Origin of the sequence: Pseudoalteromonas aurantia, assembly GCF_005886875.1 — a bacterium.
In the GTDB taxonomy this organism is placed as follows: domain Bacteria; phylum Pseudomonadota; class Gammaproteobacteria; order Enterobacterales; family Alteromonadaceae; genus Pseudoalteromonas; species Pseudoalteromonas aurantia_A.
In genome coordinates this window covers 1-25,180 of the sequence record NZ_PNBY01000013.1, presented here as the reverse complement: position 1 = coordinate 25,180, position 25,180 = coordinate 1, and the positions used below count along the sequence as shown (strand labels likewise).

The window sequence follows — 25,180 nt, the reverse complement described above, 5'->3', positions numbered from 1 at the left end:
GATATTTAAAGCGGTGGCGTAGAATACGCCACATAACGTTCAAAAAATTATAATTTATTAATTTCTCTACTGATTGTAAATTCGCTTGATGTTACGTACGTTTCCATACTTTGTACTCTGCCATCTAAACGATTTAAACGCTCTTTTAAATCAAACAAAGCTTGTCTGGGCGGCTCACCTTTTTGCCAAACTTTAAACTTTACTGAAATCGGGTCTGCATCATGATTGGCTGACTGCTTGGTTTCATAATCACTTTTCTTATCTAAAATAAACCAACATGCGATATAAACTACAACGAATAAGGGCCCACCAGATAGCAACACTGCCGTAATGAACAGGATCCTGACCAACCACAATTCCATATTGAAGTAATCACTCAACCCAGCACACACACCTGCAAGCTTTCCTCTTTTTGGATCCCTGTAAAGTTCTCTTTTTATACTACTCATACTTTACGTCTCCATTCTGGTGCTTCTTGATCAAGTATTGCTTCTAGTGTGTCAACACGGTCAGCCATACTTTCAGCCTTACTTGCCAATTCCATAAGCTGACGATGTTCATGCTCGCTTAAGCCCTGGCTTACCTGCTTCTTACTACGATAGTGAAGTACAAGCCATAATGGCGCCACTACCAACATAAAAATAATGATCGGTGCTACTAATACTTCAAGATCCATAACCCTATACTCCTGCGACTTGATTGTTCTGATACCTAACACCCACTGCTTGGTCAGCGGGTGTGATTATTGTCATTATTTGCCAGAAAGCTTTTTCTTAAGCTCTGCAAGCTCATCATCTACTTTTTCGTTCTTTTGTAAATCTGCAATTTCATCAGATAGAGTCTTTTTCCCTAAGTCATATGACTCAACTTGCGACTCTAGCCCGTCAATCTTAGATTCATAACGCTCAAAACGATTTAAAGCATCTTCTACTTTTGAGCTGTCTAATGCTTTTTTCACCTCTAAACGAGACTCCGCAGAACGCTGACGCAGCACAATGGCTTTTTGACGCGCTTTGGCATCAACCAGCTTCTCTTGTAGTGTCGCAACTTCTTGTTGCAATTTTTCGATATGCGACTCTACATGCGCCAATTCACTTTGCACACTGGCAGCTGCATCCGCTGACTTTTGCTTTTCAAGTAACGCTGAACGTGCTAAATCTTCGCGTTCTTTGGTTAAAGCTAGCTCAGCTTTACTTTGCCACTGCGCAACTTCTTCATTTAATTGCTCAACACGACGTGTTAATTCTTTTTTCTCCGCTAACGTTTTTGCTGAAGTTGACCGTACCTCAACAAGCGTATCTTCCATTTCTTGGATGATAAGACGAACCATTTTTTCTGGGTCTTCAGCTTTATCTAAAATAGCATTGATATTAGAGTTAACGATATCTGCAAAACGTGAGAAAATTCCCATAATCTTTACCTCTTTGGTTTCTAAGTTTAAGTTGCTTGTATTAGTAGTATCAATAAACTTGCCAACTTTTTTAAAAGACAAAAGCCTATAAATATCAATAAATTAAACCATATCAGAAATTACTTTCGTTTGCATTAATTATCAAATACACTAAGTGTTAGCAAAAATAACTAAGAGTTAGCCAATATGAGCCAATTCCGCCAACAGGACAATTTACTCGGTCAATCTGACAGCTTTTTAACCGTGCTTGATAAGGTGTCGCAACTCGCCCCTTTAGAAAAACCAGTATTGATTATTGGTGAGCGCGGTACGGGTAAAGAACTTATCGCTGCACGATTACACTTTCTTTCTGAGCGATGGGAACAAAACTACGTAAAACTCAATTGTGCCGCCCTAAATGAAAATTTGTTAGAGAGTGAGCTATTTGGTCATGAGAGTGGTGCATTTACTGGCGCCAGTAAACGCCATGAAGGTCGATTTGAACGGGCTAATGGCGGCACATTATTTCTTGATGAACTGGCCAATACCTCTGCCATGGTACAAGAAAAGCTATTACGTGTGATTGAATATGGCGAATTTGAACGGGTCGGCGGTAAAAGTACGGTAAAAGTCGATACACGTTTAGTCTGCGCAACCAATGAAGATTTGCCATCTTTGGCTGACAACGGTGAGTTTAGACACGATTTATTAGACCGACTGGCATTTGATGTTATCACATTGCCCCCATTACGGGCTCGCCAAGAAGACATCATGTTATTAGCGGAACAATTTGCAATAAACATGGCACGAGATTTAAGCTGGTCACTGTTCAGTGGCTTTACGCGTAAAGCCACCGAGGTACTATTGAGTTACGATTGGCCTGGTAATATTCGTGAACTCAAAAATACCGTAGAAAGAAGCTTATATCGTCATGGCAACGAACACTTACCCGTGCACGAAATCATTCTCAATCCATTTGAGAGTCCATTTAGACCAACACAACGGGTAAAAGCCCGTGCAGCAATACAACCTGAAGTAGCTCAAACACCCAGCCATGCCCCTGTGACGGAAGCTTCGAGCAACCATGCCTCTCTCTCACCAGCACAGCCCAACATTGCGTTTCCTTGTGACTTAAAAGAGCTCTCTAATGATTTTGAAATTGAGTTACTCAAAAAAGCGCTCGAGCATAGTCAATTTAATCAAAAGAAAACTGCACAAATGCTCGGATTGACGTATCATCAACTTCGTGGTTATTTGAAAAAATACAACCTGTTAGAGTCAGGTCAAAAACAAGAGGCGTAAGGCGTGCGGAATCTAGTACTAGGTGCTTTGTGTACTTATTTACTTGGCTGTGTTGATGCAAACCAACAGCAAGCGAACGAAAAATCTCAGGGCCTAGTGTACTGCGCTGAAGCGAACCCGGTATCTTTTAACCCTCAAGTCACAACGACCGGATCCACCATAGACCTTATTGCCAGCCAGTTATACGATACGTTAATAAGTATTGATCCTGAAACGGCAGAGTTTAAACCGGAACTGGCTAGTAGCTGGGCAGTGAGCGACAAGGGTAAATCTATTACGTTCACATTGCGCCAAGATGTCGCGTTTCACAGTACAGACTACTTTCGTCCAAGCCGCACACTCAATGCCGATGACGTGGTTTTTTCATTTAGCCGTTTATTCGACGTGTATAACCCATATCATTTTGTCGGCGATGCTGAGTACCCCTATTTTCAAAGCGTGGGGATTGACCAACTCATTCGTAAAGTCGTTAAAGTCGACGACTTTACCGTAAGGTTTGAACTCTTCAACGCCGAAAGTAGTTTTCTATCGAATATTGCGACCGATTTTGCGGTTATTCTCTCACAAGAATATGCCCAACAGCTGATAGCACAAAAAAATAAAGCCGCATTTGATCACTTGCCTATTGGCACCGGCCCATATAAATACAAAAACTTTTTACGCGATAATCTTATTCGTTATCACCGCAATGAAAAATATTGGAAATACCCAGTGCCGATGCAGCAGCTGGTGTTCGATATCACCACCAACGGCACCAGTCGTATTGCGAAAATGCTGACTAAAGAATGTGATATCACAGCACACCCTAGTGCAACACAACTGAGCGTACTCAAAGACCGTGAAGATATTCGCGTCGACAAAGCCGCAAACCTAAATATTGGCTATTGGGCATTTAATACTGAACGCCCTCCATTTGATAGCCTTTTGGTTCGCAAAGCACTCGCGCACTCTGTTGATTTCGATAAAATAATGCAAGCAGTATATTACGGAAATGGCATTTTAGCGCGTTCGCACCTTCCCCCTTCATCTTGGGCCTTTCAAGCACAAGACAATATCCCCCGCTATAACCCCGAATTAGCGAAACAATTTTTAAAGGAAGCGGGTTATGAAAATGGGTTTAATATGACACTATGGGCCATGCCGGTATCGCGTATATATAACCCTAATGCACGAAAAATGGCTGAGCTGATCCAAAGTGATTTAAAAGCCATAGGGATCTCTGCTCAAATTATTGAATATGAATGGAATACGTTTATTGAACGGGTCGGAAAGCATGAGCATGATAGTGTTTTACTCGGCTGGGCTGCTGATACACCAGATCCTGATAACTTTTTTAGTCCGTTATTGAGCTGTACCGCGACGTTTAGTGGTAAAAACCCGGCTAATTGGTGTCACCCTGAGTTTGATTTATTACTTACACAAGCGCTAGACACCACCGATATTGCACTGCGTAAAACTTACTATTATCAAGCACAGCAAATGCTTATCGAGCAGCTGCCGCTGATCCCCATTGCTCATGGGATGCGATTTCAAGCAACCAGTAATGACTTGACGGGCGTTACCTTACGCCCATTTGGTGGTATTTCTCTTGGTCAAGTGAGGCGCAACTAATGTTATTTGAATACTTACTACGCCGCATTAGTTTACTGGTTTTTATGGTATTCACTTTAACGGTGTTCACCTTCTCTCTCAATTACCTCTTTCCTGGCGACTTGCTGACGAACTTTAGTGGCCAAGTTAACTCCAATTACAGCCAAGCCCAAATCTTGGCTCAGAAGTACCATATAAACGACAACCTACTTATGCAATATGGTGCTTTTTTAGTGCGTATTGTAAGTGGAGATTGGGCGGTATCACTTTCCTCTGGACAAAGCGTATTTGAGCATGTTATTCGGCTTTTTCCTGCAACGTTAGAGCTCTGTGTTTATGCTTTAGGGGTTGCAGTTTTACTTGGGATCCCCGCCGGTATTGTGGCATCCGCGTATCATCGCCGCGGGCCTGACATAGTTATCAACTCTCTGACTTTAATGGGGTTTTCTATACCTATTTTTTGGCTTGCGTTACTGCTTATAATGGTGTTTTGCTTGTCTTTTGGGCTATTCCCCATGTCAGGACGTATAGGCCTGTTATATGAAATAGACCCAATCAGCAACTTTATTCTAATCGATATTGCTATCCAAGGTTTCCCGTATCATGGCCTCGCTTTTTTTGACGCTCTTCGACATTTAGCGTTACCCACGGTGGTGTTGGCTATGTACCCTACCACAGTGCTTGTGCGCTTCACCCGAGATTCAATGCTGCATGTCCTAGAACAAAACTATATTAAAACAGCCCGCGCAAAAGGCTTAAATCGCCGTCAGCTGATTTTACATCACGCACTACGTAATGCTTTACTCCCAGTCATAAAACAGATTGGTTTACAATTTAGTACCCTGATCACACTCGCAATGGTGACAGAAGTCATATTCTCTTGGCCTGGTATAGGACGGTGGCTGATCGACAGTATTTATCAACGTGACTACCCCGCGATACAGGGCGGACTATTGGCTGTTTCTATGTTTGTTATATCGGCAAATATGCTGGCTGAATTTAGCCACTCTCTTTTTGACCCTTTGTCACGGAATCAAGCCTATGGCAAAGTTTAATTTATTCAGCGAAGAGTCTAACCGCTCTCCCCTTTCGCGGTTATGGCGAAAGTTTAAAAGTAACCACCCGGCGTTAGTCGCTCTGTGGGTGTTTATTGCGTTAACACTACTCGCTATGACAGCACCATTTATCGCACCATATGGTATTAATCAACAGCACAGCGATGCATTGCTGCTGCCTCCTTCATGGCATGAATTGGGGGATGTCAGGTTTATCTTAGGCACTGATGATTTAGGCCGCGATGTTTTATCTCGACTCATGAACGGGGCTACATTTACTTTTGGACTCTCAATCATCGCCGCCTTGATCACCACTCTAGTTGGGGTATTTTTAGGGACTTTGGCGGGGATAAGCCATGGCTTTCGTTCGAGTGCATTAAATCATTTATTGGATATTACGCTCTCGATCCCATCGTTATTATTAGCCATTATTATCATCGCTATACTCGGGCCAGGCTTACTCAATACCGTATGGGCAATTATCTTTGCGTTATTGCCTCAATACGTCCACTCCATTCGCAATTTGGTTGTTGATGAACTAAATAAAGATTATATCAGTGCCTTTCGCCTTGATGGTGCGTCTCAATGGCAATTATTAACCCGAGGTGTTCTGCCCAATATATACGAGCATATCGTGGTTATTTTTACTATGGCTCTGTCCACAGCTATTCTAGACATTGCTGCACTGGGCTTTTTGAAACTTGGAGCCCAGCCGCCCACAACAGAATGGGGCGCTATTCTGGCCGAAAATTTAGGGCTAATTTATTTAGCCCCTTGGACGGTTGGCTTACCAGGAGTACTGCTGTTTATTGCGGTACTTTCTACTAACCTAGTGGGTGATGGCTTAAGACAAGTACTCAAAGAGCGTAAGGCTGATTAATGCAATTACTCGACATACGTAACTTAATCATAGAGCTGCACACTGAAGACGGTGTGATAAGAGCGGTTGATAAAGTAAACCTCAGCCTTAAAGAAGGTGAAGTGCATGCACTGGTTGGTGAGTCTGGCTCGGGAAAAAGCCTAATCGCCAAAGCCATCGTAGGCGTTTTAAACTCCCGCTGGACCGTGACCGCAGATCGTATGCATTGGCAAGGTGTTGACCTAATGCGCTTAAGCTCTGAAAAACGCAGAAAGATAGTTAGCAGAGATATGGCTATGATCTATCAAGAACCCAGTCGTAGCCTAGACCCTACCGCTAAAATATTTGAACAAGTGGCTGAGTCATTACCCGATGACACCTTTAAAAAAGGGTTTTTCCGTCGCAATACGGAGCGTAAAGAAAAGGTCAAAGCTCTCCTGCATAAAGTGGGGATCCGAGAACATATTCGGGTTGCTAGCAGCTACCCTCATGAACTTTCTGAAGGAGTATGCCAAAAGGTCATGATTGCCATGGCCATTGCCAGAAACCCTAAACTGTTAATCGCCGATGAGCCGACGACAGCATTAGAAAGTACGACGCGCGCACAAATTTTTCGATTACTGAAAAGCTTAAACCAACTTAAGAACATGTCAGTACTCATGATCTCCCATGAGCTTGAAGAGATCACAGACTGGTCTCATGCCATGCACGTTTTATATTGTGGGCAAATGGTTGAAGCAGGTCCTACGCAAAAGGTTTTTTATGAACCTTTACACCCATACACACAAGCCTTAGTAAAAAGTTTACCTGATTACGCACAAGGCCTAGCGCACAAAGAACCTTTTTATGCACTAAAGGGCACCATTCCGCCTTTGCAGCATTTACCAATAGGCTGTCGGTTAGGACCACGCTGCCCGCAAGCACAAAAACAATGTGTCGTTACACCTCTTCAAAGTAAAAGTCATGGCCATGCTTATGCATGTCATTTCCCTCTGTTAAAGGAAAAGTCCAAATGCAGCCCGTCTTAAAAGTTCAAGCATTAAGTAAGTCTTTTCAAAGTAGAGCGGGCATTTTTAAGCGTAAGCATATTGCGGTACTAAGAGATATTTCATTCGCTGTGGGTCCCGGTGAAACATTGGCCGTTATTGGGGAGGCGGGTTCAGGCAAAAGCACCCTTGCAAAATTACTCGCTGGTGCCGATGCTGCCGATTGTGGACAAATACTATTAGACGGAAAAACCATTGAAGACAATGGGGTAAGAAAGAATCAGTGTCGTCATATTCGCATGATTTTTCAAGATCCTACCCGCTCATTAAACCCAGGTTTAACCATCGGTGACATGCTAGATGACTGCTTGAAATACAATACAAATTTAACGTCCTCGCAGCGTGATAAAAAAATCAAGCTCACTTTGAGCCGCGTTGGATTACTTGGTGAGCATTATCAATACTACCCACATATGTTTAGTGGGGGCCAACTACAACGGGTTGCATTAGCTAGAGCACTCATTTTAGACCCTAAAGTTGTTGTACTCGACGAAGCTCTCTCGTCTTTAGACCCATCAGTCAGAGCGCAAACCGTTAACTTATTATTAAAGCTACAAAAAGACTCGGGTCTAAGCTTTATTTTGATCACCCATCACTTGAGTTTAGTGAAACATATGAGCGACCAACTGTTAGTACTCAGCAGAGGCAAGATTGTTGAGTACGGTAATACAGCGGCTATTTTTGCAAAGCCACAATCAAAAGTAACGCAACGCCTGCTCAATGTATAAGATACACAGTGACACATTGTCTGTACTGAGAAGCCTCTCTAAATAGTGGGACGTGCTTTTAACGCACTAATTACTCTTCAAAATACAATTTAGCGCGAGGTTTTTTACCTACCTCCTGCATGGTTGCTGCATCAAACAACCGCCCATTGATCATGGTATAAGAGATTTTATCTGTATCACGAATGTTCTTTAATAGATCACCATTAACCACCACTAAATCGGCAAGCTTGCCCATTTCAATCGACCCTATATGTTGATCTAAGCCAACATACTGAGCCGGTTCCAGAGTTGCTGCACCAATTGCTTGAAGCGGTGACATTCTCCCTTGGGCGAACATCCAAATTTCCCAATGTGCAGCCAGCCCTTCCCGTTGACCATGTGTACCTAAGCTCACTAACACCTAAATCAAAAACCAGTGATGCACCATCAGGACTCACATCACGTTCATCCATGTCCCTGTTCTACCGATATTTTAGCGCCTATGAACTCACCCGGCGGTGTATCAACTTGCCATTGCGTAAGTTGATTAACTGTTGCAGCTTGTACCATGCAGGTAAGCGAGACCCCAAGCGCAAGTGCGCTTAATAAATACTGCTTCATGATTCTTAACCCTGTTATTTTGTTGTACCTATAGCAACAAAATAACGAAAATATTGCCAGAAAAGTACCACCAACACCCAAAATTTGCACTTATCTAGGCCTATTCAAAGGACTTAGCCCAATCGCTAGGATTAAACTGATAGTACTGGCATAGTAACGAAAAAAGCTCAGGGTCGTAGCTTTTAAGTTCAGCGGGCTTTTCAATGAATGTTTCTGTTACTACCGCAAAAAACTCCGCTTCATTGGTTGCACCATAACTGTGGATCACATGTGGCATTTGATACGCAACGTGACTTTTTAAATTACTATATGCGCGTTGAAACACCTTCGCCCAATGTGTGTACTGTTCACGGCTGATGAGTGCCGGCGTGCCGTTAGTTTGGCCCGTTTGTTGATCTAATTGATGAGCAAACTCATGAAAAACCAAATTATGGCCATCACCAGGTAAACGGTTTCCTTCCAAAACATCATGCCAGCTCAATACTAAAGTTCCGCCAGGCCAAGACTCACCTTGCCTTATAGAGGTATGGTAGTTCACTAACCCAGCACCATCTTTGCTTGTGTGAGGAACGTAATAACTGCTGGGGTAAAGTAGTACCTCTTTAACATTTGGATATAGTGGCCATGGTTTATTCAATACGAGTAAACACGCGTCTGCCGCAACCACCAATTCCATTGCCCGATTTACTTTAAGTCCATCACGACCAAGAATACGCTTTTCACCTAAAAACCAGACAATATGGCGCTCTAATGAAGCCCTGTCTTTATCCGTCATATGCCGATAAATCGACATGTACTTAAGTAGCACCGCTTTATCGTTACGCGATAAGCCATGCGCGTGGTATTTTCTCTTCCATATAGAGTGTTGGATCATACTCCAACGCCAATAAACCAGCACAAACACACCCAATGCAAGCAATAAAACACTGTTAATTATCATATTGAATACTTAATCACCTTTTTAAATTAAGTTGGTATGAACTGCAGTGTTTTCAATATGTATTTGATAAAATCAAGGCACACTCACACGCTAAAAAACAAAAGATTTATCATGACTCACTTGCCTATTGAAGCGATCAAACTGGAATTTTTGAGCACCATTACCCACTCAGATGTCATTGTAAGCGCAGCAACCGGTTCAGGTAAGTCAACCTGCTTGCCCTTGTGGGCCAGTCAATCAGGTAGAGTCCTCGTCATTGAACCAAGGCGCATAGCCTGCACGTCTTTGGCTGAATATTTAGCCCAGCAAAGTTCACAGCCCGTTGGCGAAAGAATTGGCTACGCCATCCGCTTTGAAAGCCACCGCAGCGAAAACACCGAAGTTGTCTTTGTTACTCCTGGTGTTGCACTACGATGGTTTTTTGAAGATAAACTCCATGAGTTTAACATTGTTATGCTTGATGAATTTCATGAGCGACGCTGGGATATGGACTTGTTGCTAGCAATGCTAAAACAGCATGATCAGCATCGTCTGATTGTTACATCTGCCACATTAAATACAGCGCAATTGGCCTCTTACTTAAATGCGAAAATACTCCATAGTGAAGGCAGTATGTATCCAGTCGATGAGCAATTCATTGCAAATAATAGCCGAGCGATGCCTAGCAAAGAACAGTTAGCCGAACGCGTTATTAATACCTGTCAGCAAGCAATACTAAAAACACCAGGTGACATACTCATCTTTTTGCCCGGAAAGGCAGAAATACAAGCTTGTGCGGCTGCAGCAAAGAAGTTAAATACACTTGTCGTGAGTTTATATGGTGGTTGCTCGGCACAACAACAAGTATTGGCCTTATCAGTACAATCACAGCAAAGACTGATTTTTGCGACTAACGTCGCCGAAACGTCGCTAACAATACCAAATATTAGCTGTGTGATTGACTCAGGCTTAGAGCGACGAACACATTTAAGAGGCTCAAAAACAGTGCTTGGGCTAGACGCTATCAGCATTGATTCAGCAAAGCAACGGCTAGGGCGTGCTGGGCGAACTCAACATGGACTATGTATTCGTCTTTATGGCCAACATGCACCTTTAATTAAATCGACGCCTCCTGAAGTAAATAGAGAAAATTTAACAGAACTCGTACTCGCTGCTGCATGCTCCAGTGATGGGATCAAATCGCTAAGCTTTATTGATCCCTTACCTGAAAAGTCAAAAGCCTCAGCAATATCGCTGTTAAATTCTATCGGGGCACTTGCTGCAACCGGCGTAGCCACAGAGTATGGTAAAGCCCTTTATCCTTTACCAATAGATGCCACGCTCGCTCACTTAATTCATTCCATGCCAACGTCCTCACTCATGCAAGCTATGATCGATGTTGTTGCAATAATGAGTGTCCCTGCACGTATTTATCACTTACCTACGCAACAAGATTTACTTGAACAGATAAATATTCTCTTACCTAACCGCTGTGATCTCGAGCTTGTCATAGCGATTATGCGTGAACAAATATCGACTATTGATATCGCATTAGATGCCTTTCAAGAAGCGAAGCAATTTAGTGAGTTATTACGAAGTACATTTGCGTTACCAGAATTAAAGTATGCCGCAAGTTATGATCATAACCTACTGGTGGAGTCGATTGCAGCAGCAAGACCTAATTACGTTTTCATAAAACGTAATAATAAAAGGGGGGGATTTGGCAATGGGCTCAGTGAAGTGGTGCTCTCAAAATCCTCTCGCATTGACGATAAAAGCAAGGCGATGCTAGTACTCGACACGTATGCTTTAGCTGGTCAAGGCACTAAGCAGTCAAACACCTTAGCCACACTGAATGCACCTGTAAATATCGCCATAATTAAAAAGTTATCTTTGGGAACATACCTTAGTGAATCACCAGAGGTCATTGATAATGTTATTTTTATTAATTCGCTATATACCTATGCAGGAGTAACACTAGAGAGTAAAAAAGTAGCAGCACAAGGCCCACAACTTATTACCGCATGTTGTGAACTTATCGTACAAGGGCTGCTTTTCGCGCCAGCAGGAAAGCAAATTCATGATGCTTTAAAGTACCATGAGTTATACAATCAAGCGCATGATATAGAGCACAAACTACCAGAAAAAAAAGAATATATATTACATACGTTACAGTCATTAGGCATAACAGAACAAAGTGATTTAGCACTCATTGAAGCAGAAGACCTATTCTACACCAGGTTAGAACCTTGGCTTATTGAACCATTTATAGAAAAATACCCAATAGAGGTTCATCTCAATGAACTTAGTCTAAATATTAATTATCAATTCATGGCGAAAAGAATTACGTTAGAATATGTGAGCGGAAAAAGAAAAGAGGTACCTAAACGGTGGGAGCTGCCAGCATGGCAAGGGTTTAAAATTCGCTACAAAAAAGCCAGTCGGGTTATTGATATAAAATAATCTTGCATAAATCATGCAGAAATAACTTATGCAAGGAGTTTCTCAAGCGTTATGCTAGTGATTAACGTCCACTTAAATCTGCAGCGTTATCGATGGATTCCCTTATAAGCCTTTTGGCTTCTGTTCTTTTTTGTGCTGCATATGCGGCATCTTCGCAGCGTTTACGCTTTAACTTTGACCCTGTCATTGAGCTGACTTCACATTTCATCTTAATTTTTTTTGGTTTATTTTCTGATGAAGTGCTCGCTGTTGAGTTACTGTCCGTTGAAGAACACCCACTGAGTACAATGGCAATCGTTGAGATTAATAATAGTTTTTTCATATCTTCATTTCCTTCGAAAAAATAAAGGGGCTCGTAAGCCCCTATTTATTATTCAACCTTAAAACTTAAAGGTTGCTTTTGCAAAGTATTGACGACCTGTTAGACGATGAACACGAATAAGCATACGGTTATCACCATTCGTTACATATTCAGGATCTTGATCTAATAAGTTGGTAATACCAAATGATAAGCTTAGGTTATCATGTGCATGATAATAGCCTGATACATCATGATACATCATAGCATCGACTGAGTTCGATAAGTTCGAATCAGCTGGAGCGAAGTCATCAACTGCACTTTGGTATTGAATGGTGTGCGATAGACCCCAATCATCTTGTGAGTAGCTCGTACGGAAGTTTGCACGCACTTTGTTAAATGCACCACGTCCACCATTCGCTACGTCATTACCATATTTACCAAGTAAATCAGAAGCAGTTAAACCTTCAGCTTCTAAATGAGTATGGTCTAGTAAGTATGTACCGCTTAGCTTAAAGCGAATATCGCCACTTAATGCTGCTAGTTTATATTCAAAATCGAAATCAACCCCTTCAGAATCAAAGAAACCTAAGTTTTGTGTTGCTAAATCAACACCACTTAATGAATCTGTTGAATCACGACGAGGGCCGTTACCTGAAGCACCATATGCCTGAGGGCCTTTAATCTGAGCACACATAGGTGATGAGAAGTTCTCACTGTTATAACATTCCGCAGCAATTGTGCCTATACCTAGCTCACCAATAACTTCCTCAATTGCAATGTCATAATAGTCTAGAGTCATGCTGAAGCCTTCAATAAACTCAGGAGACCAAACTACACCAAGTGAAACACTTTCAGATTTTTCTGGGCCAAGATCAGGGCTTCCACCAATCCAAGAACCTGATTGTCTATTTGTTTGTTCCCAATCAAGCGGTAGACCATCTGCAAGACAGTTTGCGCGTAATGTTGCTGATTCAGACGTCGCAAAGTCAACACATGGATCTGAGTAAGTATTTGCAGACTGAGTTCTTGGACGGAACATATCTACGATACCAGGAGTACGGAACCCTTCAGAGTAATTAGCACGAACTAGTAATTCTGAATTAGGGCGCCACTCAAGAGCTACTTTACTTGTTGTCTCTGCATCTTCAATAGTACTAACGTCGGTTCTACGAGTTGCTACAGTTAAGTCTAAACGCTCAGCAAAAGGTAAGTCGGCTAAAAGAGGAATATTAACTTCAACATATGCTGCTTCTGTATTGTACTTACCTTCGGCACCACCAGCTGCAACACCGTAAATTTGGCCTAAACCTGCTGCGCCATCTTTGATGTTTCTGTAGCTAGTTGATAAATGCTCATAACCAACAGCCCATGCTACAGCACCAGCTGGAAGTTCAAAATCACCCGAATCACCCGTCAGGTTAAATTGTAATTGCGTATCTTCTGAAATAGTTGTATTTGTTAATGGTACAATCACATAATCTTGCATAGCTTTAGTTAGCGTATCTTTTTCAAACGGATTCCATACACCATTTGGCGTGCCAGCCACTGCTGCTGAACATAATTCATCAGCTGCACACGTTTCTTTATTGACTAGATTGGTGATACGCTCTTGATGAACACGACCATCCTCTTCAATGTTTTGACGTCTGTGGTTAACACCGTAGCTCACATCCCAGAACCAGCCATTATCTAGCTCGCCTTGGAAACCTGATGTAATAAGATATTCATAAACGTCACGTTGCCAATTACGGCCACCTGTTTCTGTCAAACGACGTGTTGCTGATACATCTTGACCCATTGTATTGTCAGGATGAGATTCTGGTACTGTCATTCCCCAGAATGTCGCTGTAGGCGCCATTTGTTGTTCTGAAGTACGGTGAGTAAACATATTCTCCGAGAAAAACTCTACCGTTGTAAAATCAGAATCTAACAGCTCATAACGACCAGCGGCAAAAATATTATAACTTTCACGTGGTTGATATAAAATGCTTGAGCTAGCATAGTTATAGCGGTCTTCAGCTGTAAGAGGTCTAGCTGAACCATCATCTGCTTTCATAAAGGTACCGCGAGTACCGTCAGACAAAGAAAAAGACGATGGAGTTGTTCTTGAAGAACCGGCACAGAATGTTTCATCATTCACGCCATCATCGTTTGTATCTCTTTCGAAATATGGACATGAAGAAAAGTCACGTTGACTGCCGTAGATCGCTTCACGCTTATCATAACCCACTGATAATATCAGGTTTCCTTTATCTCCTTCAACACCCGTTACAAAGCTAATTGAATCGGTTTCGCCGTCACCTTCAGAGGTTTCTTGATAACGGAATTCTATTTCTGTACCTGAGTAATCTTTTGTCGTGATGAAGTTAACAACACCTGCGATTGCATCAGAACCATAAATAGTTGAAGCGCCGTCACGTAGTACATCAACACGTGCAATCGCAGCCATTGGAATTACGCTGATATCACCACTAAAACGACGACCATTTAATAGTACCAATGTACGGTCATCACCTAAACCACGCAGGTTCATAGAAACAAAACCTGTACCACCATTGTTGGTACTTGAACCATAACTACCACCACTAATAATAGGTAGTTGTTCAACAAATTGCTCTAAAGTAGGTACACCTGTCGCTTTAATATCTTCCAAAGAGAAAGAGCTTACAGGCATCGCGCCTTCCATATCTGTACGCTTGATACGAGAACCCGTTACTTCAATTCTTTCTACTTTTTTCGCACCATCTTCTGCAGCGAATACTGTGCTTGTAAATGCAGCAGATGACGCCGCACCAAATGCGATTGCTAAACGAACCGCCTTTGAAACTTTATGATTTAGCATTTATTTCTCCCTGGAGCTTAAAAAATAACTCTTAAGCCATTGTTTTTTTGATTTATTTTTTATTGTATTAGGTTACACAATGTATGTGCCTGATACAGTACAACGCGTACATACTAATCTTTGTTGCAACAATAGGTCAACATTGATTTTAAAATTCAACAAAAATGGGAGTTTTAATATATACCTGTAATAACTACATACAACTGCCACGACGAACCATTTACATCATAGCTCTGCGAGTAGCGAGAACATTTAATTTTTATGGTAACAATGTGAAATTGTGTAACTTTATGTATTATTTTTTACAAAATATGTATTTCGTAAGGCGAGTGAATAACAGATGTTTTCAAAAAATAACAAGACAAAAAACGCGAAAAAAAAATCAACAAAAAAATTGCTTTTTTATTGCTTATTGTACCAAAAACAAAAAAACCGGCTAATAACTAGCCGGTTTTAATACAAAGTTTGTTTCTAAATTAGAAAGCAGCACTTAAGGTTAAGTATACATGACGACCCGTAGTATTATAAGTACGAGGGTCAGTGTTATCATTGAATCCTGTATCTGCATACGGAGGATCTTCATCAAAGATATTGTTTAAGCCAACAGTCGTTGTGAAGTTATCAAAGAAATAAGTGAAACGCGCATCATGTATTGTTTGCGAATCAATAGTTCTTTGACCTGCTTCGTTACCAAATGGTTCTTCCACTTCACCAATATAACGGATAGCGTAGCTTGCAGACCAATCATCTTTGTTCAAACGAACATCAAAGTTTGTTTTCCACTCAGGGAAGTTACCATCACCACTGTTGCGACGGAACCAACCGGCATTTTCAACAACAGACCCATCAGCTTGAGTAATATCGTATGTGTCGTAACGCGTTGCATCTAAGTTGAACTTAAGTGCACCGAATGAAACTTCAGTGACGTAATTTACGTTGAAATCAATACCTGACGAATCAACACCACCAACGTTTACATTTCTATCATCGATATCACTCGAGTTACCCGCTAATATACCTGATGTGTAACGTGTAATCTTGTCACAGTAAAGCCCACTTTCAGCACATTTATCAAGGATAAGCTGCTCACCAATAGTACTGATCGCATTAGTTACTTCAATATCCCAGTAATCAACAGTGAAAGATAACCCATCAACAAAATCAGGGCTGTATACCACACCTACAGTAAAGATATCAGCTTCTTCAGGTTGAAGTTCTGTGTTACCACCACGTGTAGAAGATAACTGATCACCAATCGGCTCAAAACCTGCTGCAGGAACACCATCAGCAATACAGAATTGTGTTGGGTTAGTAGCACACGGATCAGCGACTTGTGGGCTGTTATCTTCAGCACCAGAGAACAAATCTGATGTAGATGGCGCTCTAAATGCCGTAGATGACGTACCACGGAACATCAAGCCATCCATAGGAGACCAACGAACACCAACTTTATGGTTTGTTGTATCACCGAACGTATCATAATCTGAATAACGAACAGCAACATCTACTTCAAGTACTTCAGCAAGAAATTCACCATCAAGAATAGGTAAGTTAGCTTCCATGAAGATTTCATCAACTGTATATGACCCTTCAGTCGCCTGACGACTTGAACCTGACGTAATACCAAGTGCAATAAGTGCATCTGGGTAATCAGCGCCTTTTTCTTCGCGATGCTCAACACCCATTGCAACACCAATAGTGCCCGCAGGTAATTCAAACGCTTCACCAAATACACTTGCTGAAATAACTTGCTGCTCATTTGAACCAAAGTCATGCGCTTCAAACGTAATGAAGTCCATCATTTCTTGTGTTACTTGAGTATCGGTACCTGGGATACCAAACGTGTTCAATGACACACAGCCAGCAATCGGGTTTTCTTGCGTACCACACACAACATTGCCTGTTGAATCCATGAAAGACGGGCCAACCGCTTCGGCTACTTTTTCAAAGTTCACACCACCAGCACGAGCCGTCGCAGAGTCGTTACGGCCAAAGATGTAAGAAACTTCATATCCCCATGTATCGTTGATATCACCTTCAAAACCAAATACCGCACGAACAGTTTCTACACGGAAACGCGTATCACGCCCGCCAGTTTCAACCATACGACGACGCCAATCAGCAATATCTACACTGTTGCCGCTAGCATCTTTAGGTCCAAACTGCTGGTTATAGTAGTTGTCTTTTGAATACGTAGCATTTGTCACACCGAAGAAGGCAAGAGGTGCAAGAGGCAATGGCGCTAATTTTGTATCTGACGTACGACGGTTAAAGTTTAATTCGGTAAAGAATCTATGCGAATCAGAAAGCTCATAAGTACCTTGCGCAAACATTCCGTAACGTTTTTGTGGTGTTAAATGATAGTTTACAGGTGCGTAGTTGTAGGTATCTTTATCCCAATCCCAGCAATCGTAGCCAGTCGGGTTTGAAAAATCACTTGGATCTGATTGACCTGGGCCACTGCCTGCGCCATGAGTAAATGAAGAACAGTCGTTTGCACCTTCAATGCCATTATAACGACCCCAAGGTGGAGCTGAAGAGCCGCCTTTATTAAATTCACCGGTGTCAGGGTCAAGCCCTAATTCAAATTTAGACCAATCTCTATCAGAAGACCACTGAGGGCCCTGCTCAACGTAATATGCGTTTAATACTACGTTGCCTTTATCGCTAGAGAAACCAACTGTAAAGTCATAGCTTTTCGTTTCGCCATCACCACCATGTGTCGATGCATCATAGCTAGCATTAGCTTCGAAGCCCTCAAAATCGTCACGCGTAATTACGTTTACTACACCACCAATCGCGTCAGAACCGTAAATCGCAGAAGCACCATCTTTTAATACTTCAACGCGCTTTATTACCGCTGTTGGAATAGTACTCAAATCAACTGATGAGTTAGCACCTGTTCCTGAAGCTACAACACGTCGACCATTAATTAGAACTAACGTACGAGATGAACCTAAACCACGAAGTGATACACGAACAGCACCTGAACCACCATTGTTGATAGCTGTATTTGTCGCTGCACCAGCAACTGATGGGATCTCTTGAAGAATGTCACCAACATTGGTAATACCCGATGCCACTAGATCATCGCGTGATATAACCTGAACAGGGTTAGCGCCTTCCATATCAGCTCGCTTGATACGAGAACCTGTTACTTGGATCTTTTCAATTTTATTTGCACCGTCTTCAGCAGCAACAACCGCACCAGCTGAAAACATAGCTGTAGATGTAGCACCAAATGCAATGGCTAAGCGCACTGCGTTTGAAACTTTGTTATTTAACATTTGTATCTCCCAGGACCACTTGTTAGTAGCTTGTAATTTTTTCGGGCTTAAGCCTCTATATTCAATTGCAACTAAGCAACATTCACCATGAATATTAAACAAGCAGCGACACTAGCGTCAACTCTAATTATTGATTAAATAACAATTCCCCAAAATAAAAACAAACATTTAACAAACATTTACTAAACAAATATTTGATATTAAAAGAAAAAACACCCCTGATCAGTTAACTTAAATAAAACATCCTCTGAACCAGGAAGCATCTTTAAAATTGGTATTATTTGCTTTTCGATATAATGTTCGTAGTCTATTTCCATCCCCTGAAAACTAACCGAAGGCCCACTAGAAGTGATAAAGTACTCGACCATCGCACCTTTTTTATAGCTAATTTTATCATTGACTTTCTGGTGTGAACGCGCAGCTTTGACGTGAGGTGGGACATTTTTTTTGTACATTTCAAGGTTTTGACCCAGCCGTTTCGAATATAGCAACATACAATCAACTTCCCCTGACCGAATGGCCGCCACATACTGTTCAGTTATACTCAGCAATCCTTCATTTTTAAACAAAGCTTCAAAAATATCTCTTTGATATCGTTGTGCAATTTTAGTCCAGTCACTTCTAACGGTTTCCATTCCCTTAAAAATGAGCTCATTATTACCATTATTGTTAACTTGCCCTACATAGCGTTTTTTTGAGCCTGTTTGCGCACCTCTTATAGTTGGTAAAAAAAACGGGCTATATAGAGTTTCAAACTCAATTTCCAGATGACTATCTAAGTCAAAGTGATTATTGCAGTGCATCTGCCACTTTCTATTAATTAAATTCATAAGACTCCCCCCTATTTCATTACACTTCTCTCTCTCCCACTCACATGGCAAGCGAACAAATGTTGAATCTGTATCACCATAAATAACGTCAAATCCTTCATCCTCAATCCAACTTTTAGTGCGCTGCATAATTTCATGACCACGTAAGGTTATCGAACTTGATAGCCGAGGGTCGTAAAAGCGACATCCAGTAGACCCGAGCACACCATAAAAACTATTCATTATGATTTTAATAGCTTGAGATAGCATGAGATCATCCTTTGATTTAGCTAGCTGTCTTGCGTGAGATAGTGATTTAATTAAATTCGGCAGGTGGTGCTCTTTGCGAGAAAAAACACCACCATTAAAACCAGGAATAGCACCGTGAGGATTAGCTAGGCCAATAATAAGGGATAAAGGATCGATCATAAATGTACGAATAATTGATGGATATAGGCTCTTAAAATCAAGCACTATGACATTCTTATGTAAACCAGGAGTCGATTCCATGACGTACCCGCCTGGGCTATCGAAATTTAAGCCATGCTCCCCTAAGTTAGGCGCAATGAAGCCACTTCGATGCAATAGCGGTAGATATAAATTTGTAAAGGCAGCTACAGAGCCACCCATTCTTTCTAATTCAAGCCCAGTTAGACGAGTTCTCGCTACTGCGAAATCCAGTAAACTGAGTTTCTCAAAAATCTCAAGAACCAAATAACAATCTTGTAAGTTATATGCCGCTAAACTCAACTTATCTTCATTAAACTGACGGATTATCTCTGCTAATCTATTATCTTGTTGAAGTAACTTTTCTTTACCTAGCACTTTTTTAGCGACTTCGGCTAAACGAAAGCTAGGAAAGTGATATGTAGCATTCTTTAAGGTATCTATACCATCAATTACAACTCGACCGGGTATAGTCACTCGAACATAATTTCCTTTGTACACATGAATGAGGCCTTGCCCCCTACCTAGCATTAATTCAATGCCCAATGCCTCTGCACGCTCAGCGAGAACAACACAGTCAAACTCGATAACGTTCCAGCCAATGAGTACATCAGGATCGAATTCTGTTATTTTCTCCATCAAAGTTTGCAATAACTCGGCTTCATCGCGAACCCAAATAATATAGCCAGAACAGTCCTGTGACTCACCCACCATAATAACAACTTCAACTTCATGGTTTACTAAACCAACAGAAAACAAAACCCCCTCAGCGCTGCACTCTATATCTAATGAAAGCATTACTAGATTTGGAACATAGTCATTGTGTGCTTTCAGCTTAGCGTTTGTTAACTCAATATATCCTTCACGTTGTCTAATATTTCCTTTAATCCACGCAGCCCCTTTTATATAACGCTCCATTAAAAATCGATCGCAATGACGAATATCATCTTCGTATAAAAGTACATGCTCATTTAACAGTCGCTTAGCTAAGAAAAGCTTTTGTGTCGTTGTAAAATAACAAGCGTACACCTGTTCACAGTCGAAATGTTTTAACGCCGTTTTCCTAATATCAACCACTTGACCGTCAGAACGCAGCAATGTTTTGGCTGTTTGAACATCTCGTTCTCGAATGAAAAAGACAGGCATTTCATTTTCAATCAACACCCTGACTGGACCGACTTCAGTTTTAACCCAATAGCACAAATGAAGCTGACCATTATTATTGATCTGTTGACGTGATAATATAAACCCTGGGTAGACAGCTTGTGTCAAACCAATTCCCCATCTAGAATAACGCTCGATACTGTAAGTATATACATATATCTAAATTTAGGCGATTAACATGCTCTCAGACGCATTGAAGAAAACAATTCGGCAAACTCATCAACATATAGCGGATAATTTAGAGGGCTATCACCCTCGCACCAGTCAAAATTATCTTGTGGCTGAAATCGCTAAAACATTAGCTGGTGAATATCATAAATCGCAGAGAATATGCGTTATTGAGGCGGGTACTGGTACGGGTAAATCACTTGCCTACTGCCTAAGTGCTTTACCTCTAGCGCTGGCTAAGAAAAAAAAGTTAATTATTTCAACTGCAACTGTCGCGCTACAAGAACAATTAATAGAAAAAGAGCTTCCTTTTTTTAAGGCGCATTCAGGGCTCGATTTTAAGTTTGATCTGGTTAAAGGCCGACAACGTTATGTATGCGTTCAAAAACTCAATGCAGCACTTAACGAAGACATGGTGCAAATGTCCATGCTGCCAACTTTGTCATCACCTCTATCAGATATGGAGCAGAAATGTTTAAGAGACTTACAAAGCGCCTATCAAAATAAAAAGTGGCAAGGCGATAGAGATAGTTGGGCAGATACCATCCCAGATAAGGTTTGGAACATTATTGCGTGTGATAAACATGCCTGCCAACGCCAAATGAAATCTCACCACTTATGCCCATTTCATTTAGCACGACAAAAAATGGCGCAAATGGACGTACTCGTCATTAACCATGCGTTATTGCTCGCCGATTTAGAGCTTGGAGGCGGAAAAATACTACCCGAATTAGATGAGTCATTCTATGTGATTGATGAGGCACATCACCTGCCACATATTACACGAGACTTTTCATCTGCTGCGGCAACCATAAAAGGCACAATAGACTGGCTAGACAAGCTATTAAAATTTAGTGGCAAAATGGCCAATGTTATTGTTTCACAAAAAGCCATTGGTCAAAACTTTAAACTCAATGACGCAGCCAATGATGCCAATAAAGACTTAAGAGTCGTCAGAGACATCTTAGACAAAGCTGACTTTAATTATAATGACGACGATACGTTCCGATTTGAACATGGCGTCGTGCCTGAGTCGCTCACAGATAAGGCTAAAGACATCAGCGACGCGACGCTTGATGCACTGCGTGCACTGTCAAAAATGCATGACGCACTCACACTTGATGTCAGTGATGGGGATGTAAAGCCCTATCTTGCCGACCCACTTTTAACTGAGAGTGGTCTATACATAAACCGGCTAGAGCAGTTAAACAAGCTGTGGTTTAGCTATGCGAGTAAGGGCGAAAATACGCCTCACGCGCGCTGGATAAAACGCTTAGAATATAAACATCACCATGATCACTTACTATGCGACTGCCCTATTGAAGTCGGTTATTATTTGAAAGATAAACTCTGGCAAGAGTGTGCTGGGGCTGTTCTATGTTCTGCAACGCTCAGTGCGATGGGCACGTTTGATCATTTCTCCAAAGAAAGTGGGTTACGAAATGAACCGGGTGTAAAATACATCAAAGCCAATTCGCCATTTGATTACCCCAATCAAGCAACCTTACATTTACCAATAACTGAAAAAGATCCGACTGACAAAACATTTAGTGACTACTTGGCAAGTATACTGCCTACTTATCTAAATAAGGAGGCTGCCAATCTAGTGCTCTTTGCTTCATATTGGCAAATGGACCATGTTGTAAAAATATTAAGAGCCAATCACTGGAAGATACTTGTTCAAGGTGAGCAATCTCGCGATAGCCTCTTAAAAGCACATAAAAGTCACATAGATTCAGGTAAAGGCAGCGTCCTCTTTGGCACGCAGAGTTTATCTGAAGGTCTAGATTTACCGGGCCATTACTTAGAAAATTTAATTATAACTAAGATCCCTTTTGCAGTACCAACCTCCCCAATTGAAGAGGCTCAGGCTGAATTTGTACAAAGCAAAGGGGGAAATCCATTTTTATCAATCACCGTGCCCGATGCTGCAAAGAAATTAGTCCAAAGCTGTGGTAGACTGCTGCGCAAAGAGTCAGATTCTGGCCGTATAACAGTACTGGACAGGCGCTTAGTCACAAAACGATATGGCAAAGCCATGCTGGACACTCTACCACCCTTTAAGAGACAAATTGATTGATCTATGTTTGAACTCGCACTTGACCCCATGACGTGGGGATTATTATGTCTAGTCGCGCTTGCGGCCGGGTTTATTGACGCTGTCGCAGGTGGCGGTGGCATGCTCACCGTGCCCGCATTACTTACAGCTGGTTTACCTCCTCACTTAACACTCGGTACCAATAAGCTTGCGGCGAGCTTCGGCTCTATCACCGCAAGTATTACCTACTACAAAAAGCAATTATTTAACCCTAGGTTTTGGGCTGCTTCAGTTCTGGCCACAGCCATAGGCTCAATACTGGGCACCTTATTAGTGGATAAGTTAAGTATCGATTTTTTAAACAAATTACTGCCAATCATTATCATCTTTGTTGCTTGTTATAGTCTTTTTGGGAGTTTAAGCCCAACTGAATCACATACGTTACCTGCCAACAGTAATACGTTAAAAGTTAAGCAGTGGGTACAAGGTTTGTGCCTTGGCTTTTTCGACGGTTTAGCTGGCCCTGGGACTGGTACTTTTTGGACTGCATCCAATAGCTTACTTTATAAAATGAGCCTATTATTGAATTGTGGCTTAGCTCGCTCAATGAACTTTGTATCGAACTTTATCTCGCTGATCACCTTTGTGGCATTGGGTCATGTGAACTTCATACTGGGCGTTACCATGGGCATATTCTTAATGCTCGGTGCCTGGTTAGGCGCTCATTCTGCTATCAAATTTGGCAGTAAGCTCATAAAGCCTTTATTTAATACTATTGTGATAATTTTGGCCGGTAAGCTGATCGTCGAGGCATATTTAACATGACGACTGCTTTATCAAAACTACACCACCAAGTAGACTATTTAGCGCAGCAAGCTGAACAATTTGATAATGCTAAGTGGTTTGCAAAAAACCGCTATATTCAAGCTCAACCGAGCTTGTTCGACAGAACAGTTTTTGCAACCAAAAGCTTACAGTTAACTGATTACGTTGATGAAATAAAAGTAACACTCACAGCTTTACCTGAACCACAAAAAAGACACGCATATGCCTTCGCCCTTGAGAAAATTGCCACTCAAATAGAAGCAGTCATCAAAGTATTAAAATCTACCTCAGTGTGGGCAAAAGAAAATAAAGCCCATTACCCTAAAAAAGCCAAAGTATATCGCTCCGCAGTGAAAAAAGTGATACAGAGCTCTCAAGAACTCTATCAAGAGCTCTCTCAAAACCATGAGTTTGAGCGTAGGTTAATAGAAATGGTAGAACTGAGAAAGGTCCAGTTAAATAACGCAAACCCCACGCAAGCACATGCACTTAATCAAGAAATCTTAACACTTCATGCAAGGCTCGGCCGATGTCGAAAAGCAATATCAGCCACCGAAGAAAAAATCCAACTAGCTGAAAAACAACAAACACGTTGATATAAGCAGAACCGCTTAACCTGACTTAGGCTAAGCTCATTAGGTTTTTATTGTGTTAGTCGATAAGCACGTTATTATAGTATAAACTTAACCTAACTAATTCAGTCAGGCGCTGCAATGAAACTACATGATGATGTACATAATTATTATGAAAAAATTATGCTCGACCTGCTTATTAAACGTGGGTTAAGTGCACAATATAGTGATGAAATAATGGCGGATTTTTGCTGTACTATTTTAAACCAACTTCCAGCACGATATATTCGCTATGATGTAGACATGGCATTTTATTTACCCCAACACGAACGTATACAAATGGAACAACGCGTTAATATTGCAATCGATGTTTCCATAAGCCAAGTCGCCAAAAAACGGAAATCAGTTTAATGAGCAATACATTAGAAGCCGCTCCCCCCCATATCAAGTTAGCTGTTGACCTCATCATGCTGCTTGAACAACATGAACTACCCGCAGATCAAGTACTCGCAGCATTAGACATTGTAAAGTCTGATTATCAACAGAAGTTATCAAGTTGTGAAAAAGAAAAAAGTAGTATGTAACCTCAGGTTTGGATAGGGGTTTTGCAATAAAAATGTTTTGAAAACCAACTAACGTACAATCCAATGATGATATTTTACCCAATATCAGGGCGCTTTTATGTAGTAATAGCGGGCTATTACAAATGAAAGCAACGCCGAGCGTGAGAAAAATAGCTTTATTGGGCAAATTCGCTTATCCAGAGCTGAGGTTA

At 41.4% G+C, this 25,180-nt stretch carries 21 protein-coding genes and 1 pseudogene; 12 read left to right on the top strand and 10 right to left on the bottom strand.

The genetic code is table 11. The features are described 5' to 3' along the window. Window positions 1–47: 47 nt before the first annotated feature. From pspC to pspA, 3 genes are all read right to left on the bottom strand, one after another. Window positions 48–449, bottom strand: coding sequence for an envelope stress response membrane protein PspC (gene pspC / locus CWC18_RS02975; protein WP_138591230.1), 402 nt, complete (start codon window positions 447–449; stop codon window positions 48–50). Continuing rightward, window positions 446–676, bottom strand: a complete 231-nt coding sequence (gene pspB / locus CWC18_RS02970; RefSeq protein WP_010361613.1) for an envelope stress response membrane protein PspB — start codon at window positions 674–676, stop codon at window positions 446–448. Before pspB ends, pspC begins: the two co-directional genes overlap by 4 nt. A 75-nt stretch (window positions 677–751) precedes the next feature. Further along, window positions 752–1,411, bottom strand: a complete 660-nt coding sequence (gene pspA, locus CWC18_RS02965) for a phage shock protein PspA (RefSeq protein WP_138674681.1) — start codon at window positions 1,409–1,411, stop codon at window positions 752–754. 186 nt (window positions 1,412–1,597) lie between these two features. On the opposite strand from pspA, the gene pspF reads away from it, so the two are divergent. The 6 genes from pspF to CWC18_RS02935 are packed head-to-tail and all read left to right on the top strand — an operon-like array spanning window position 1,598 to window position 7,970. Further along, window positions 1,598–2,692: a phage shock protein operon transcriptional activator gene (gene pspF / locus CWC18_RS02960; RefSeq protein WP_138591232.1), complete on the top strand. Its 1,095-nt coding sequence runs from the start codon at window positions 1,598–1,600 to the stop codon at window positions 2,690–2,692. Between the two features lie 3 nt (window positions 2,693–2,695). After that, window positions 2,696–4,303: an ABC transporter substrate-binding protein gene (locus CWC18_RS02955; protein WP_138674680.1), complete on the top strand. Its 1,608-nt coding sequence runs from the start codon at window positions 2,696–2,698 to the stop codon at window positions 4,301–4,303. After that, a complete protein-coding gene (locus CWC18_RS02950) occupies window positions 4,303–5,337 on the top strand; it encodes an ABC transporter permease (RefSeq protein WP_138674679.1) in 1,035 nt (344 codons plus the stop codon). The genes CWC18_RS02955 and CWC18_RS02950 overlap by 1 nt, the downstream gene beginning before the upstream one ends. Further along, the gene (locus tag CWC18_RS02945; RefSeq protein ID WP_138591235.1) at window positions 5,324–6,217 is read left to right on the top strand and encodes an ABC transporter permease subunit; all 894 of its coding nucleotides are present in this window, start codon (window positions 5,324–5,326) and stop codon (window positions 6,215–6,217) included. The genes CWC18_RS02950 and CWC18_RS02945 overlap by 14 nt, the downstream gene beginning before the upstream one ends. Then, window positions 6,217–7,224, top strand: coding sequence for a peptide ABC transporter ATP-binding protein (locus CWC18_RS02940; RefSeq protein WP_138591236.1), 1,008 nt, complete (start codon window positions 6,217–6,219; stop codon window positions 7,222–7,224). The genes CWC18_RS02945 and CWC18_RS02940 overlap by 1 nt, the downstream gene beginning before the upstream one ends. Further along, entirely contained in the window at window positions 7,209–7,970 is a 762-nt protein-coding gene (locus CWC18_RS02935; protein WP_138591237.1) for an ATP-binding cassette domain-containing protein, read from the top strand. Before CWC18_RS02940 ends, CWC18_RS02935 begins: the two co-directional genes overlap by 16 nt. A gap of 70 nt (window positions 7,971–8,040) precedes the next feature. Here the strand turns inward: CWC18_RS02935 and CWC18_RS02930 are convergent. The 3 genes and pseudogenes from CWC18_RS02930 to CWC18_RS02925 all read right to left on the bottom strand — a co-directional run. Then, window positions 8,041–8,370, bottom strand: a pseudogene (locus tag CWC18_RS02930) (amidohydrolase family protein); the annotation flags it as partial. Between the two features lie 44 nt (window positions 8,371–8,414). Beyond that, window positions 8,415–8,570: a hypothetical protein gene (locus tag CWC18_RS20955; RefSeq protein WP_171041020.1), complete on the bottom strand. Its 156-nt coding sequence runs from the start codon at window positions 8,568–8,570 to the stop codon at window positions 8,415–8,417. 100 nt (window positions 8,571–8,670) lie between these two features. Further along, window positions 8,671–9,507: a M90 family metallopeptidase gene (locus CWC18_RS02925; protein WP_138674695.1), complete on the bottom strand. Its 837-nt coding sequence runs from the start codon at window positions 9,505–9,507 to the stop codon at window positions 8,671–8,673. A gap of 114 nt (window positions 9,508–9,621) precedes the next feature. Between CWC18_RS02925 and CWC18_RS02920 the strand changes: the two genes are divergently transcribed. Then, window positions 9,622–11,952, top strand: a complete 2,331-nt coding sequence (locus CWC18_RS02920; protein WP_138674678.1) for a DEAD/DEAH box helicase — start codon at window positions 9,622–9,624, stop codon at window positions 11,950–11,952. A gap of 61 nt (window positions 11,953–12,013) precedes the next feature. Here CWC18_RS02920 and CWC18_RS02915 read toward each other — a convergent pair whose 3' ends face one another. The 4 genes from CWC18_RS02915 to CWC18_RS02900 all read right to left on the bottom strand — a co-directional run bounded on the left by CWC18_RS02915 (window position 12,014) and on the right by CWC18_RS02900 (window position 20,910). Next, a complete protein-coding gene (locus CWC18_RS02915) occupies window positions 12,014–12,274 on the bottom strand; it encodes a hypothetical protein (protein ID WP_138674677.1) in 261 nt (86 codons plus the stop codon). A gap of 58 nt (window positions 12,275–12,332) precedes the next feature. Next, window positions 12,333–15,095 carry a TonB-dependent receptor plug domain-containing protein gene (locus CWC18_RS02910; RefSeq protein WP_138674676.1) on the bottom strand — a complete coding sequence of 921 codons (2,763 nt, stop codon included), beginning with the start codon at window positions 15,093–15,095 and terminating at the stop codon, window positions 12,333–12,335. A 476-nt stretch (window positions 15,096–15,571) separates the two neighbouring features. Next, entirely contained in the window at window positions 15,572–18,382 is a 2,811-nt protein-coding gene (locus CWC18_RS02905; RefSeq protein ID WP_138674675.1) for a TonB-dependent receptor, read from the bottom strand. Between the two features lie 200 nt (window positions 18,383–18,582). Then, on the bottom strand, window positions 18,583–20,910 hold the full coding sequence (locus CWC18_RS02900; RefSeq protein WP_138674674.1) for a DNA polymerase II: 2,328 nt from the start codon (window positions 20,908–20,910) through the stop codon (window positions 18,583–18,585). 70 nt (window positions 20,911–20,980) lie between these two features. Here CWC18_RS02900 and dinG point away from each other — a divergent pair, with 70 nt between their 5' ends. The 5 genes from dinG (at window position 20,981) to CWC18_RS02875 (ending at window position 24,989) form a co-directional block, all read left to right on the top strand. After that, a complete protein-coding gene (dinG, locus tag CWC18_RS02895) occupies window positions 20,981–23,050 on the top strand; it encodes an ATP-dependent DNA helicase DinG (RefSeq protein WP_138674673.1) in 2,070 nt (689 codons plus the stop codon). A 3-nt stretch (window positions 23,051–23,053) separates the two neighbouring features. Beyond that, window positions 23,054–23,833: a TSUP family transporter gene (locus tag CWC18_RS02890; protein ID WP_138674672.1), complete on the top strand. Its 780-nt coding sequence runs from the start codon at window positions 23,054–23,056 to the stop codon at window positions 23,831–23,833. After that, window positions 23,830–24,429, top strand: a complete 600-nt coding sequence (locus CWC18_RS02885; protein ID WP_138591245.1) for a primosomal replication protein — start codon at window positions 23,830–23,832, stop codon at window positions 24,427–24,429. The genes CWC18_RS02890 and CWC18_RS02885 overlap by 4 nt, the downstream gene beginning before the upstream one ends. Window positions 24,430–24,546: 117 nt before the next feature. Next, window positions 24,547–24,816: a late competence development ComFB family protein gene (locus CWC18_RS02880; RefSeq protein ID WP_138674671.1), complete on the top strand. Its 270-nt coding sequence runs from the start codon at window positions 24,547–24,549 to the stop codon at window positions 24,814–24,816. After that, on the top strand, window positions 24,816–24,989 hold the full coding sequence (locus tag CWC18_RS02875; protein ID WP_138674670.1) for a DUF2496 domain-containing protein: 174 nt from the start codon (window positions 24,816–24,818) through the stop codon (window positions 24,987–24,989). Before CWC18_RS02880 ends, CWC18_RS02875 begins: the two co-directional genes overlap by 1 nt. Window positions 24,990–25,180 lie beyond the last annotated feature (191 nt).

Coding starts and splice junctions, on each gene's coding strand:
- pspC (WP_138591230.1), bottom strand. CDS start 449: ATGAGTAGTATAAAAAGAGAACTTTACAGGGATCCAAAAAGAGGAAAG.
- pspB (WP_010361613.1), bottom strand. CDS start 676: ATGGATCTTGAAGTATTAGTAGCACCGATCATTATTTTTATGTTGGTA.
- pspA (WP_138674681.1), bottom strand. CDS start 1,411: ATGGGAATTTTCTCACGTTTTGCAGATATCGTTAACTCTAATATCAAT.
- pspF (WP_138591232.1), top strand. CDS start 1,598: ATGAGCCAATTCCGCCAACAGGACAATTTACTCGGTCAATCTGACAGC.
- CWC18_RS02950 (WP_138674679.1), top strand. CDS start 4,303: ATGTTATTTGAATACTTACTACGCCGCATTAGTTTACTGGTTTTTATG.
- CWC18_RS02945 (WP_138591235.1), top strand. CDS start 5,324: ATGGCAAAGTTTAATTTATTCAGCGAAGAGTCTAACCGCTCTCCCCTT.
- CWC18_RS02940 (WP_138591236.1), top strand. CDS start 6,217: ATGCAATTACTCGACATACGTAACTTAATCATAGAGCTGCACACTGAA.
- CWC18_RS02935 (WP_138591237.1), top strand. CDS start 7,209: ATGCAGCCCGTCTTAAAAGTTCAAGCATTAAGTAAGTCTTTTCAAAGT.
- CWC18_RS20955 (WP_171041020.1), bottom strand. CDS start 8,570: ATGAAGCAGTATTTATTAAGCGCACTTGCGCTTGGGGTCTCGCTTACC.
- CWC18_RS02920 (WP_138674678.1), top strand. CDS start 9,622: ATGACTCACTTGCCTATTGAAGCGATCAAACTGGAATTTTTGAGCACC.
- CWC18_RS02915 (WP_138674677.1), bottom strand. CDS start 12,274: ATGAAAAAACTATTATTAATCTCAACGATTGCCATTGTACTCAGTGGG.
- CWC18_RS02910 (WP_138674676.1), bottom strand. CDS start 15,095: ATGCTAAATCATAAAGTTTCAAAGGCGGTTCGTTTAGCAATCGCATTT.
- CWC18_RS02905 (WP_138674675.1), bottom strand. CDS start 18,382: ATGTTAAATAACAAAGTTTCAAACGCAGTGCGCTTAGCCATTGCATTT.
- dinG (WP_138674673.1), top strand. CDS start 20,981: ATGCTCTCAGACGCATTGAAGAAAACAATTCGGCAAACTCATCAACAT.
- CWC18_RS02890 (WP_138674672.1), top strand. CDS start 23,054: ATGTTTGAACTCGCACTTGACCCCATGACGTGGGGATTATTATGTCTA.
- CWC18_RS02885 (WP_138591245.1), top strand. CDS start 23,830: ATGACGACTGCTTTATCAAAACTACACCACCAAGTAGACTATTTAGCG.
- CWC18_RS02880 (WP_138674671.1), top strand. CDS start 24,547: ATGAAACTACATGATGATGTACATAATTATTATGAAAAAATTATGCTC.
- CWC18_RS02875 (WP_138674670.1), top strand. CDS start 24,816: ATGAGCAATACATTAGAAGCCGCTCCCCCCCATATCAAGTTAGCTGTT.